Here is a 12,968-nt window from a genome sequence, read left to right as displayed (position 1 = left end):
CAATAAGAAGGAACCACGTGACTGAGCACCAGCAGAACACAACTGCAGCAAAGCTGGAGGAGCTTCACTCTCGCTTGGAGAAATCCTTGGATCCCGGCAGCGAATCCGCCAAGGCCAAGCGCGATGCCGCGGGCTTGAGTACCCCACGCCAGCGCATCGACGCTCTCCTGGACGAAGGCTCCTTCAGCGAAATCGGTGCGCTGGGCCGGACCCCGGGGGACCCGGACGCCCCCTACGGTGACGGTGTGGTGACCGGCTACGGCCGCATTCACGGCCGGCCGGTGGCGATCTACGCTCACGATAAGACGGTCTACGGTGGTTCCGTGGGCGAGACCTTCGGTAAGAAGGTTGTGGAGGTCATGGACATGGCCTTGCGCATCGGATGCCCGATCATCGGTATCAACGATTCCGGTGGTGCGCGTATCCAGGATGCGGTGATGTCCCTGGCGATGTATTCGGAGATTGCTCGGCGCCAGATGCCGATGTCCGGCCAGTCTCCGCAGATCTCTATTCTGTTGGGCCCGTCCGCCGGTGGCGCGGTGTATGCTCCCGTGACCACGGACTTTGTGGTGGCTGTGGATAAGCGCACCCAGATGTTTGTGACCGGCCCTGCCGTGATTGAGTCCGTGACCGGCGAGAAGGTCTCCATGGAGGAGCTGGGTGGCGCCCGCCAGCAGGCACGCAACGGAAATGTGTCCTATGTGGCCCCGTCGGAGGAGGAGGCCTTCAATTACGTGAAGGACTTGATTGACTTCCTGCCGTCCTCGGCGTGGGATAGCACCCCGGAGTTCTGGGCGCCCTCGGACGAGCTGACGGAGCGGGACGTGGAGCTCAACAGCATCATCCCGGACGACCCCAATGCGGGCTACGACATGATGGACGTGCTCACCCGCATCTTCGACGACGAGAACATCCTGGAGGTCCAGGACGATTACGGCCAGAACGTCATCACCGCCTTTGCCCGCATCGACGGCCGTTCCGTGGGGGTGGTGGCCAACCAGCCGATGGAGATCGCCGGATGCTTGGACGCGGACGCGGCCGATAAGGCGGCGCGTTTTATCCGTATTTGCGACGCCTACAACATCCCATTGGTCTGGGTGGTCGATACGCCGGGGTACCTGCCTGGTGTGGAGCAGGAGAAGCAGGGATTGATTCACCGCGGTGCGAAGCTGGGCTTTGCCACCGTGGAGGCCAACGTGCCCAAGGTGACGGTGGTAGTGCGCAAGGCCTTCGGCGGTGGCTATGCGGTGATGGGCTCCAAGAACATGGGGGCGGATATTAACTTCGCGTGGCCCACGGCGCAGATCGCGGTGATGGGCGCGGAGGCTGCTGTGGTGATGATGCAGGGCAAGCAGTTGGCGCAGATGCCGGAGGAGCAGCGTCCTGCGGCGAAGAAGATGTTCATGGACTTCTACAATGCCAACATGACCAGCCCGTATGTGGCTGCGGAGCGCGGTTACCTGGACGGGGTGATCGCGCCAGAGGAGACGCGTCTGCGTCTGCGTCAGGCTTTGCGCCAGCTGCGTCATAAGCAGACGGTGGAGACGCCGAAGAAGCACAACATCCTGCCGATGTAGCGGTCGCTGCCAGGACCGGCGCCAGAGTTGTTATAGAAACAGACTGTAATTTTTCGGCTCGCGAGATCGTTTACAATACTTACATTGTCCTGAGATTTCTTAAGGTTTCCCGTTTTTCGGGTAACCTTAATTCTCGTTAAGAAGAGAGCAAGAAGAGAGCTAGAGGAGAGGCACAAATTGGCTTTTATTCCCCAGAAGACCCTAAATAAGCTCAAGTGGAATGCCGAATACCAGTGGGCGAACGTCTATGGCACGGTGACGGGCATTGGTACTGTTCTGAAATCTGGACTCATTGTTCAGGGTGGCGGCCTGAAGCAGAAGCGGGCCCTGGTGGAGGGCGTGTATCGCTGGGGATTCACCGCGGCGCGTCAGTTGTACTACGCGGCGTCGGCAGCTCCGGATCGCGTGGCGGTCATCGACGATATCGGAACCCGCACCTACGCAGAGTTGCTCGCTGATTCCGAGGCTCTGGGTCGCGCGTTGAAGGCGAAGGGCTACGGCACCGGCTCCCGCATTGGTGTGATGGCCCGCAACTCCCGCGTGATGATTAACCTCCTGGCGGCGAAAGGCTTCATCGGCGCGGACATCTACCTGCTGAATGTGGCCAGCTCCCCGGCGCAGCTGGAGGCGTCCATCGACGAGCACAACATTGAGGTTCTGTTCCTGGATGAGGAGTTCGCCGAGCACCTCCCAGCCGATTACGACCGCTGTGAGATCTTCACTGCCTACGCTGAGGATCTGCACAACCCGAAGGTGCCGAACCCCAACCGCATTACCTTCCAGCAGCTGATCGACCAGGCTCCCAGCGAGGCACAGGAGCCTCTGCCGAAGCGCCCGGTGAAGGGAAACATCATCATCATGTCCTCCGGCACCTCCGGTACCCCGAAGGGCGTGCGCCACCGCGAGCCGCTGTGGCCGGTTCCTCTGGTGTCCATCATCACCCAGATCCCATGGCGTGCGCATATGATGGTGCAGATGTCCGCATCCATGTTCCACTCCTGGGGCTGGGCGTGCGTGAACCTGCTGCTGGGCCACCGTTCCACGGTGATTCTGCGCCGCGTGTTTGATCCTCAGCAGGCGATGGAGGACATGGACAAATACAAGGCCGAGGCCCTGATTACCAGCCCGATCTTCTCCAAGGAGCAGCTGCGTGTGGCCCAGCAGGGTGACTACGCGGTGGACCAGGTGGAGTTCGTGGTCTCCTCCGGTAACGCGATGAACGAGGATCTGCTGCGCGGCCTGCAGAAGACCTTCGGCCCCGTGGTGTGTAACTTCTACGGCTCCACGGAGAACTCCGTGGTGTCCATCGCGAGCCCTCAGCAGCTGCTGGAGAATCCGGCTACTGCGGGCACCGTGGCCAATGGTGTGCGCGTGAAGGTCCTGGATGACGAGGGCAACCCATTGCCACCGAACCAGCCGGGCCGCGTGTACGCCCGAGGCATCATGACCATGCGCGCCTACACGAACTCGCGCGACACGATGACGGAGCAGCACGGCCTGCTGGAGATCGGCGACCGCGGCTACCTGGACGAGAACGGTCAGCTGTTCATCCTGGGCCGCGCGGATGACATGATCATCGTGGGCGGCGAGAACGTCTACCCGCGCTCCCTGGAGGAGATCCTGGTGACGATGCCGGGCATCCGTGACCTGTTCATCAAGGGCGTGAAGGATAGCGATACCTTCGCCCGTCTCGCCGCGTGGGTGGTCCCCGAGGATTCCGACGCCGGGCGCGCGTTGACCCTGGAGTCCATCCAGCAGTGGGCCCGTGAGCACTTGGCGGAGCACTCCGTGCCCCGTGATGTGACGTTCATGGATGAGTTGCCACGCAACCCAACGGGCAAGGTTATGCCGCGTATGCTCCCAGGTGCGGATCAGTTGGTTTAAAGTAGAGGCGTGCTACTTTCAGATCGCGACCTCCGAGCCTCCCTGTCCAGCGGCGACCTTGTCATCGAGCCCTATGACGAGTCCATGGTGCAGCCGTCCAGCATTGACGTGCGTTTGGACGGTCTGTTCCGGGTGTTCAACAACTCGAAGTACACCCACATCGACCCGAAGCTGCCGCAGGAGGAGCTGACCACCCTGGTGGAGGTGCCGGAGGATGAGGCGTTCATCCTGCACCCCGGCGAGTTTGTGCTGGGCGCCACGCTGGAGACGTTCAGCATCCCCGCGCATCTGGCCGGTCGGCTGGAGGGAAAGTCCTCCCTGGGGCGCTTGGGGTTGCTGACGCACTCCACGGCCGGGTTCATTGATCCCGGCTTCCGCGGCCACATCACCCTGGAGCTCTCTAACACCGCGAACCTTCCCATCGCGCTGTACCCCGGCATGAAGGTGGGCCAGCTGGCGCTGTTCAAGATGACCAGCCCCGCGGAATCCCCGTACGGCAGCGGCAGCCTGGGCTCGAAGTACCAGGGCCAGCGCGGGCCCACTCCTTCGAAGGCCTATCTCAACTTCCGGTAGCGCTCCGCGCGGTACGCTGCGCGCGGAGCGTACTCCGGTATCAGTGCGCAGCAAGCTTTCGCCCCGGTGACACCTCCCCGTCACCGGGGCGTTACCTTATGCCCGTAGCATTCTGTTCTATGCGCATGACTGTGTTTGGAATGGGATACCTGGGTGCCACGCACGCGGCCTGCATGGCCGAGCTGGGGCACGACGTACTGGGCGTGGACGTGGACCCGTCCAAGATCCACGCGTTAAGCCAGGGGCAGGTGCCTTTCTTCGAGCCGGGCTTAAGCGAGCTACTGGTGAGCAACATCGAGGCCGGCCGGCTGCGCTTCACCACCGACTACACCCAGGCCGCGGACTTCGCTACCGTGCACTTCATCGCGGTTGGAACCCCACAGCAGAAGCACTCCTACGCAGCCGATACATCCTATGTGCTGAGCGTGATCGACGAGCTGGTGCCCGCGCTGTCCGGCCACCACACTGTGTTGGGGAAGTCGACTGTTCCGGTGGGGACGGCGTCGGATATCACGATTCGGGCGCGCGACCTGGCCGAGCAGGCGGGGCGCGGCGCCAGCGTGGACGTGGCGTGGAATCCCGAGTTTCTGCGGGAGGGGCGCGCGGTGCGGGACACGCTGCATCCGGATCGGATTGTGCTGGGCGTGGGCGGTGAGACGGAGACGGCCGCGGAGACGAACTCGGCAACACCCACCGCGGACCTCGTGCGGGAGATCTACGCGCGGCCGATCGAGGAGGGCTCGCCGCTGCTGGTGATGGACCTCAGCACCGCCGAGCTGGTCAAGACCAGCGCGAATGCGTTCCTCGCCACCAAAATCAGCTTCATCAACGCGGTGGCGGACGTGTGCGAGCTTGCTGGCGCGGACGTCACCCAGCTCGCCACCGCCCTGGGCCTGGACGCGCGCATCGGCCCGAAGTTCCTGAACGCCGGCCTGGGCTTCGGTGGCGGCTGCCTGCCGAAGGACATCCGCGCGTTCATGGCGCGCGCGGGTGAGCTCGGCGCCGACCAGACCCTGACCTTTCTGCGCGAGGTGGAGGCGATCAACATCCGCCGCCGGGACAAAACCGTTGATATTATCCGACGCCGACTCGGCGGATCCTTAATCGCTCACCGCATCACGGTGCTGGGTGCTGCCTTCAAGCCGAACTCCGATGACGTGCGCGATTCCCCCGCGCTGAACGTTGCCGGGCAGCTGTCCCTGGGTGGTGCGGCCGTGACGGTGTACGACCCGCAGGCGATGGAGACCGCCCGTGCCGCGTTCCCCACACTGCACTACGCGGACAGTGCGGAGACCGCGCTGGAGGGGGCGGAGATTGTGCTGGTGGCGACGGAGTGGGACGAGTTCCGGCAGCTCGACCCCGTGGACGTGGCGCGCCGGGTGGCTGGCGTGGACGTGGGGGAGGGGCCGGGGGCGCGGCGGCCGGTGGTGGTGGATGCCCGTAATTGCCTCGACGCCGAGGCGTGGATACGAGCGGGGTGGGACTACCGCGCGCTGGGGCGTGGACAGACGCTCGCGCCGCGTGAGAGCTAGGTGTGAGGGTGAGGCGCGGGAGCTACCTGCGGCGGCGTGGGAAACGCGGACGGTGGACAGCACCCATCATGGGCACGACCACGCCACGCTTATATGGATTGGCGGTCCGATAGGCAGCCCTGCCTCCGGCGTCGGGGTGCAATGCCTCCTTGACCAGGTCCACCACGCGCGGCGAATACAGCATGGAGAGGTGGCTGGACCAGTCGAAGATGTTGCCCTCGTCCTGCACTCCGATGTTGTAGACCACGGCGCCCTCGCCGGCGACCATGATCTGGTCGCGCCAGGGGGTGGCGATGCCGTCGAACTTGGTGGTGATCATCGTGTACTCCACGCCGGGGACGGTATCGCCATCCTTGTTGAGGTACTCGCCGAACTCGCTGCCCTTCGCCTGATCCGTGGCGGCGCCGCCCAGGATGGCGTGGATCAGCGGATAGGACTTCTTCCCGCGGTCCAGGCTGTGAGCGAGGGTGGACACGCCACTGAGGGTGGTGCCGTGGTGCGCGGGGCCGAGGCCGACGATACGGCGGACGGGGTTGAGCCCGTCTGTGGCTTCCTCGTGGGCGTCCTGTGCAGCGAGCTCAGCGGCGAACTCCGCGGCCACCATCCGGCACTGAGCCACACCCTGCGAGTGGCCCACAAGATCCACCTGCTCCGCACCCGTGCGCTCCAGTACCTCGCGCACAAATGCGATGACCTCTTTGTATGCCTCCCGCAGGAAGTTATTCGCATACACACCCGCGGCCTTGCCCACGAAGGACTGGGGCTCCTTGCCATAGTTCACCGCAAACACGGCATGGCCGGTCTCGATCAGGTGACGAGCCAGGTAGTCAAAGGTGTTGTACGCGTTCAGCCACGTGCCGTGAATCAGGATCACCGGCACCCGACCGTTCAACGGTTCGTCCCACTGGTTCACGCCCTCCGGCAGAGGATTGGGGCGGGCTACACTTTTCAGAAACTTCGGAATAAACGCGTCCATGTGCCAACCCTAACCCATAGCACCTACACACAATTTGGGAATTCGCCGAATTGCCTGTACAGTCTGCTGAGGAAGTTTGAATAACGTTCAAAGTTTCACCGAAGACCGTCGGTCATTGCGGATCCCATCAGTTTCCTGGTGGATGCGCGATTGAAGGTTCATCGCTTGTATACGATGACGGCCCACGCAGGTAACACGAGACGTATCACGAAAGCTTAACGCGGCCACGATGGCCCGCACAGAAGCTAGCATGAGCGCCCTGTTCCCCCTGCGGGTACGGGGCGCCTTGTTGTATGAAGTGTTGCCTTTCATATGATCAACGGTGCATGTACACACGTACACCAAGCACATTTATTGCGCACTTTTATGGAAGGAGGCGAGAGTATGGCAAACCCAAAGAATCAGGCATCCCTGGCTGAGCTGAAGAACCGTTTCGAGGGCACCACGACCACTCTGTTGACTGAGTACCGTGGCCTGTCCGTAGCGGAGACCACTGAGCTGCGCCGCGCACTGGGTGCTGATGTGACCTACTCCGTCGCCAAGAACACCATGATCAAGCTGGCTGCTCAGGAAGCCGGCGTGGAGTACGACGAGGCTCTGCTGACTGGTCCTACCGCCATCGCATTCGTCCACGGCGAAGCCGTTGACGCTGCGAAGGCCATGAAGAACTTCGGCAAAGACCACAAGAACTTCGTGATCAAGGGTGGCTACATGGACGGTAACGCGCTGTCCGCTGAGCAGGTGGAAGCACTTGCTGAGATGGACAACCGCGAGACCACGCTGGCCAAGCTGGCTGGCGCCATGCAGGGTTCCTTGGCAAAGGCTGCTGGACTCTTCAACGCTCCTGCATCTCAGATCGCACGCCTCTCGGCTGCACTGCAGGAAAAGAAGGGCGAGTAGTTCCCACCCACCCAGGCTTCTGGGTGGCACAACATGTACACAAACCTGTGCCCGCTGCATCACTTTAAGTAACAACATCGCAGCAGGCACGAAGAACGAAAGGATGCCATCATGGCTAAGTTCACCAACGATGAGCTCATCGAAGCTTTCAAGGAAATGACCCTCATCGAGCTGTCCGAGTTCGTGAAGCTGTTCGAGGACACCTTCGACGTAACCGCTGCTGCTCCAGTTGCAGTTGCAGCTGCCGGCGCTGCTGGCGGCGAGGCTGCTGCTGCTGAGGAGAAGGACGAGTTCGACGTTGTTCTGGAAGACGGCGGCGCTAAGAAGATCGGCGTTATTAAGGTCGTTCGCGAGATCGTCTCCGGCCTGGGCCTGAAGGAAGCTAAGGAGCTGGTTGAGTCCGCTCCTAAGGCTATCCTGGAGGGTGCTTCCAAGGACGACGCTGAGGCTGCCAAGACCAAGCTGGAAGAGGCTGGCGCAAAGGTCTCCCTCAAGTAATCTCGTCTCTCGACGGATCCAACCCCACGCACTCGGTGAGTGCGTGGGGTTTCCCTTATGCTCTGCGCTGAAACCTCTTCACGGTGTGTGTGCAAAGGGCTATAGTGGTCGCTATGCGCTCGAAACTGTACCCCATCGCGATCGTCACGCTGATCATCGGCGTGGCTCTGCTCACCGCGGGGTATCTGCTCCCACAAAAAGTCACCGAGGAAAAGCCGCTCCCATTGCAGCTTGCTACGTCTACGCTCACGCTGGAAGACGACGAGGCCAGCGTCGGATCTGCATATCCAGCAACGGGCGGCAAGACCATCAAGGCCCCCGTCATCAAGCAGTATGATATGGCGCTGGGACAGCCGGCGTCTGAGGATTCCGCGGCGGCGAAGGTGGGCGTGAGCGTGGCGCGTGGCGACATCGACGAAGATGAAAAGGCACTGCTGAACGCGCAGATCTGGAGCTTTACCGTGGACCGCTTCACGGGGGAGGTGCGGGGTCAGGCGAAAGTCTCGGATACTCCGGCCACGCCGCCGACGGCCGTGGACAACATGGGGCAGTGGGTGAAGTTCCCGCAGGAAGTGGAGCAGCGGGACTACGAGTACTTCGACGACCAGGTGCGCAAGCCCGTCAAGGCCGCCTACCAGGGCACCGTGACCCACCAAGATCAGGCCGGCAAGGATGTGGAGTTGTACGTCTTCAAGCAGGAGATTCCGGACACGGATGTGTCCTCTCAGTACGACTCCCTGTGGAACACGCAAATGCTGCGCAAGGATGGCAGCGATGAACGGGTGGAGGGGCACCTGACGTACTCCGGGACACGCACCATCACGGTGGAGCCACGCAGCGGCATGATCGTGGCGCTGGACGAGAACCTGAATGCCCGATACCTGGACGATCAGGGCAACAAGCTGGATGACCTGCTGGTTTTCAACGGCCGCACCACGGAGAAAGTGGAGCACGACATGCTTGCGCAGGCGCAAAAACTGGGCGAATTTCGGCACACCTCGTCGTGGGGATTTGGGCTGACGGGTTTGGGTGCTATTGTGACTGCAGCATCGCTGATCGCGCTTGTTGTGTATAGGCGCCGTCCGTAGCGCCGCGCGGGCGTCGGAGGACGGGGCGCGGGAGTTCCCCCGGGCGCCTCGAGGGGCGGCCACATGGGCGTCGGTTTTCTTCCTGCCCAGCCTAGACATGCGGCCATATCTGTAATACAATGTTTCTTTGCGCTGGAATAATTTTCAGGCGCACGGCCGCGATCAGGCACTATGGTGCACATATCACCACTTTAAGGCTTTGTCAGAATGCACACTACGCGATTTGACAAGGTCGTTTAGTCATTCCATCGCTGCGGTGTGTCCTGTCGGTTTATTCCAACTAAATGACCATCACTACTCAGTACACACACCCGATCAGGGGTAGCGCTGCTCCACCATGCGGACCCTTGTGACGTGGTGCTGGAAGGACCCATCTTGGCAGTCTCCCGCCAGACAAGTTCAGTGGCCGGAATCCCTGGAGCATCTCAGCGACACTCGTTCGCGAAGATTGATTCTCCCATCGAGGTTCCAGGCCTTCTTGACCTCCAACGAGAGTCCTTCGCTTGGCTCGTTGGCACCCCTGAGTGGCGTGCCCGTGCACAAGCCGAGGCAGGGGAGGGCGTTCGCATCACCAGCGGACTCGAGGACATCCTCGAAGAGCTTTCCCCGATTGAAGATTATTCGGAGAACATGTCCCTGACCCTCTCCGAACCACGCTTCGATGAGGCAAAGTCCACCATCGACGAAGCGAAGGAAAAGGACATTAACTACGCGGCACCACTGTACGTGACCGCGGAGTTTACCAACGCGATGTCTGGTGAAATTAAGTCCCAGACCGTGTTCATCGGCGATTTCCCGATCATGACGGAAAACGGCACCTTCATCATCAACGGCACCGAGCGTGTTGTTGTGTCCCAGCTGGTGCGTTCCCCCGGCGTGTACTTTGACGCGTCCATCGACGCGACCACGGAGCGTCCCCTGCACGCCGTGAAGGTGATCCCTTCCCGTGGTGCATGGCTGGAGTTCGACGTGGACAAGCGCGATACCGTCGGCGTGCGCATCGACCGCAAGCGTCGCCAGCCCGTGACTGTTCTGCTGAAGGCCCTGGGCCTCAGCACCCAGGAGATCACGGACCGCTTCGGCTTCTCCGAGATCATGATGTCCACCCTGGAAAAGGACGGTGTGGCCAACACCGACGAGGCACTGCTGGAGATCTACCGCAAGCAGCGCCCAGGCGAGTCCCCCACGCGCGACTCCGCACAGGCTTTGCTGGAGAACTCCTTCTTCAAGGACAAGCGCTACGACCTGGCGAAGGTGGGTCGTTACAAGGTCAACCGCAAGCTGGGTCTGGGTGGCGACCACGAGGGCAACATGACCCTCACGGAAGAGGACATCCTCACCACCATCGAGTACCTGGTGCGCCTGCACGCGGGTGAGAAGACCATGACCTCCCCAGAGGGCGTGGAGATCCCTATCGGCGTGGATGACATCGACCACTTCGGTAACCGCCGCCTGCGCACCGTGGGTGAGCTGATTCAGAACCAGGTGCGTGTGGGTCTGTCCCGCATGGAGCGCGTGGTGCGCGAGCGCATGACCACGCAGGACGCGGAGTCCATCACTCCAACGTCCCTGATTAACGTGCGCCCTGTGTCCGCCGCGATCCGTGAGTTCTTCGGTACCTCGCAGCTGTCCCAGTTCATGGACCAGAACAACTCCCTGTCTGGCCTGACGCACAAGCGCCGCCTGTCCGCACTGGGCCCGGGTGGTCTGTCCCGTGAGCGCGCTGGCCTGGAGGTCCGTGACGTTCACCCATCTCACTACGGCCGCATGTGCCCGATTGAGACTCCTGAGGGTCCGAACATTGGTCTGATCGGTTCCCTGTCTTCCTACGCTCGCGTGAATAGCTTCGGCTTCATCGAGACGCCGTACCGTCGCGTGGTGGATGGCAAGATCACCGACGAGGTGGAGTACTTCACCGCGGATGAGGAGGATCGCCACGTCATTGCCCAGGCGAATACTCCGTTCGACGCGGATCACAAGTTCACCGAAGACCGTATTGAGGTCCGTCTGCGCGGCGGCGACGTGGAGGTCGTTCCGGCAGATCAGGTTGATTACATGGACGTGTCGCCGCGTCAGATGGTTTCCGTGGCGACTGCGATGATTCCGTTCCTGGAACATGACGACGCCAACCGTGCGTTGATGGGAGCGAACATGCAGCGTCAGGCTGTGCCACTGATGCGCTCCGAGGCTCCGTACGTGGGTACCGGTATGGAGTTGCGTGCGGCCTACGATGCCGGTGACATGATCATCGCTCCGAAGGCCGGTGTGGTGGAGTACGTGTCCGCTGATTACATCACCGTCATGGATGACGATGGTGTGCGTGACACGTTCATGCTGCGCAAGTTCGAGCGTACGAACCAGGGCACCAGCTACAACCAGAAGCCTCTGGTTGACGAGGGTGACCGCGTGGAGGCCGGCCAGGTTCTGGCTGACGGCCCGGGCACGGACAACGGTGAGATGGCACTGGGTAAGAACCTGCTGGTTGCCTTCATGCCGTGGGAAGGCCACAACTACGAGGACGCGATCATCCTGAACCAGCGCATGGTGGAGGAGGACGTTCTGACGTCCATCCACATCGAGGAGCACGAGATTGATGCTCGTGACACCAAGCTGGGACCGGAGGAGATCACCCGCGACATTCCTAACGTGGGTGAGGACGTTCTGAAGGACCTGGATGAACGCGGTATTGTCCGCATCGGTGCGGATGTTCGCGATGGTGACATCCTGGTTGGTAAGGTCACCCCGAAGGGTGAGACGGAGCTGACCCCTGAGGAGCGCCTGCTGCGCGCCATCTTCGGGGAGAAGGCCCGCGAGGTACGCGATACTTCCATGAAGGTACCGCACGGTGAGACCGGTAAGGTCATCGGCGTGCGCGTGTTCTCCCGTGAGGACGACGACGATCTGGCAGCCGGCGTGAACGAGATGGTTCGCGTGTACGTGGCCCAGAAGCGCAAGATCCAGGACGGCGATAAGCTGGCCGGTCGCCACGGTAACAAGGGTGTGGTGGGCAAGATTCTGCCTGCTGAGGACATGCCATTCCTGCCGGACGGTACTCCGGTGGACATCATCCTGAACACCCACGGTGTGCCTCGCCGTATGAACATCGGCCAGGTGCTGGAAGTGCACTTGGGCTGGTTGGCGAAGGCCGGCTGGAAGGTTGATACGGAGTCCCAGGATCCAAAGATCCAGGCGATGCTGGAGACCCTGCCGGAGCACCTGTACGACGTTCCTGCAGATTCCCTGACGGCTACCCCTGTGTTCGACGGTGCGTCGAACGCGGAGCTGTCCGGTCTGCTGCGTTCCTCCCTGCCGAACCGTGATGGCATTCGCCTGGTGGATGATTTCGGTAAGGCCCAGCTGATTGACGGCCGTTCCGGCGAGCCGTTCCCATACCCGGTGGCTGTGGGCTACATGTACATCCTGAAGCTGCACCACTTGGTGGATGAGAAGATTCACGCTCGTTCCACGGGTCCTTACTCCATGATTACCCAGCAGCCTCTGGGTGGTAAGGCTCAGTTCGGTGGTCAGCGCTTCGGTGAGATGGAGGTGTGGGCTATGCAGGCGTATGGTGCCGCCTACACGCTGCAGGAGCTTCTGACCATCAAGTCCGATGACGTGGTGGGCCGTGTGAAGGTCTATGAAGCCATTGTGAAGGGTGAGAACATCCCTGATCCTGGTATCCCTGAGTCCTTCAAGGTGCTGTTGAAGGAGCTGCAGTCCCTGTGCCTGAACGTTGAGGTTCTGGCCGCGGATGGTACTCCGATGGAGCTGTCTTCCGACGACGACGATGAGCTGGACAGCGCTAACGCTGCCCTGGGCATCAACTTGTCGCGTGATGAGCGTCCGGATGCTGACTTAGAGGTCGGCTAGAGCGCCGCTACAAGCTTTTAGAATTTGACCTTCGTTACATTTTCAAGGCCCTCCGAAGAGGAGGGGAAAG

At 61.6% G+C, this 12,968-nt stretch carries 9 protein-coding genes; 8 read left to right on the top strand and 1 reads right to left on the bottom strand.

The features are described from left to right. Nucleotides 1-17: 17 nt before the first annotated feature. The 4 genes from IAU67_RS08305 to IAU67_RS08290 all read left to right on the top strand — a co-directional run bounded on the left by IAU67_RS08305 (nucleotide 18) and on the right by IAU67_RS08290 (nucleotide 5,566). Nucleotides 18-1,577 (top strand): acyl-CoA carboxylase subunit beta, encoded by a 1,560-nt coding sequence (locus IAU67_RS08305; protein ID WP_187767891.1) that lies wholly within the window; start codon nucleotides 18-20, stop codon nucleotides 1,575-1,577. 177 nt (nucleotides 1,578-1,754) lie between these two features. Then, nucleotides 1,755-3,461 (top strand): AMP-binding protein, encoded by a 1,707-nt coding sequence (locus IAU67_RS08300; protein WP_151842200.1) that lies wholly within the window; start codon nucleotides 1,755-1,757, stop codon nucleotides 3,459-3,461. 9 nt (nucleotides 3,462-3,470) lie between these two features. Further along, complete coding sequence (dcd, locus tag IAU67_RS08295; RefSeq protein ID WP_151842199.1) at nucleotides 3,471-4,034, top strand: dCTP deaminase; 564 nt, start codon at nucleotides 3,471-3,473, stop codon at nucleotides 4,032-4,034. Nucleotides 4,035-4,153: 119 nt separating this feature from the next. Further along, complete coding sequence (locus IAU67_RS08290; RefSeq protein ID WP_151842198.1) at nucleotides 4,154-5,566, top strand: UDP-glucose dehydrogenase family protein; 1,413 nt, start codon at nucleotides 4,154-4,156, stop codon at nucleotides 5,564-5,566. A 22-nt stretch (nucleotides 5,567-5,588) separates the two neighbouring features. Here the strand turns inward: IAU67_RS08290 and IAU67_RS08285 are convergent, their stop codons facing one another. Next, nucleotides 5,589-6,542, bottom strand: a complete 954-nt coding sequence (locus tag IAU67_RS08285; protein WP_151842197.1) for an esterase/lipase family protein — start codon at nucleotides 6,540-6,542, stop codon at nucleotides 5,589-5,591. Between the two features lie 384 nt (nucleotides 6,543-6,926). On the opposite strand from IAU67_RS08285, the gene rplJ reads away from it, so the two are divergent. The 4 genes from rplJ to rpoB all read left to right on the top strand — a co-directional run bounded on the left by rplJ (nucleotide 6,927) and on the right by rpoB (nucleotide 12,898). Then, nucleotides 6,927-7,442, top strand: coding sequence for a 50S ribosomal protein L10 (gene rplJ / locus IAU67_RS08280; protein ID WP_151842196.1), 516 nt, complete (start codon nucleotides 6,927-6,929; stop codon nucleotides 7,440-7,442). Between the two features lie 111 nt (nucleotides 7,443-7,553). Then, the gene (rplL, locus tag IAU67_RS08275; protein ID WP_151842195.1) at nucleotides 7,554-7,940 is read left to right on the top strand and encodes a 50S ribosomal protein L7/L12; all 387 of its coding nucleotides are present in this window, start codon (nucleotides 7,554-7,556) and stop codon (nucleotides 7,938-7,940) included. Nucleotides 7,941-8,053: 113 nt separating this feature from the next. Next, complete coding sequence (gene pgfA / locus IAU67_RS08270) at nucleotides 8,054-9,028, top strand: cell envelope lipid trafficking protein PgfA (RefSeq protein ID WP_151842194.1); 975 nt, start codon at nucleotides 8,054-8,056, stop codon at nucleotides 9,026-9,028. Nucleotides 9,029-9,385: 357 nt separating this feature from the next. Further along, nucleotides 9,386-12,898: a DNA-directed RNA polymerase subunit beta gene (gene rpoB / locus IAU67_RS08265; RefSeq protein ID WP_151842448.1), complete on the top strand. Its 3,513-nt coding sequence runs from the start codon at nucleotides 9,386-9,388 to the stop codon at nucleotides 12,896-12,898. Nucleotides 12,899-12,968: the final 70 nt, after the last annotated feature.

It is taken from the genome of Corynebacterium zhongnanshanii (assembly GCF_014490575.1).
Lineage (GTDB): Bacteria > Actinomycetota > Actinomycetes > Mycobacteriales > Mycobacteriaceae > Corynebacterium > Corynebacterium zhongnanshanii.
This window is presented reverse-complemented; position numbering and strand designations above follow the sequence as displayed.

Excerpts from the sequence above, each read along its gene's own strand:
- IAU67_RS08290 (WP_151842198.1), top strand. The coding sequence starts at position 4,154 with ATGCGCATGACTGTGTTTGGAATGGGATACCTGGGTGCCACGCACGCG.
- IAU67_RS08285 (WP_151842197.1), bottom strand. The coding sequence starts at position 6,542 with ATGGACGCGTTTATTCCGAAGTTTCTGAAAAGTGTAGCCCGCCCCAAT.
- rplJ (WP_151842196.1), top strand. The coding sequence starts at position 6,927 with ATGGCAAACCCAAAGAATCAGGCATCCCTGGCTGAGCTGAAGAACCGT.
- rplL (WP_151842195.1), top strand. The coding sequence starts at position 7,554 with ATGGCTAAGTTCACCAACGATGAGCTCATCGAAGCTTTCAAGGAAATG.
- pgfA (WP_151842194.1), top strand. The coding sequence starts at position 8,054 with ATGCGCTCGAAACTGTACCCCATCGCGATCGTCACGCTGATCATCGGC.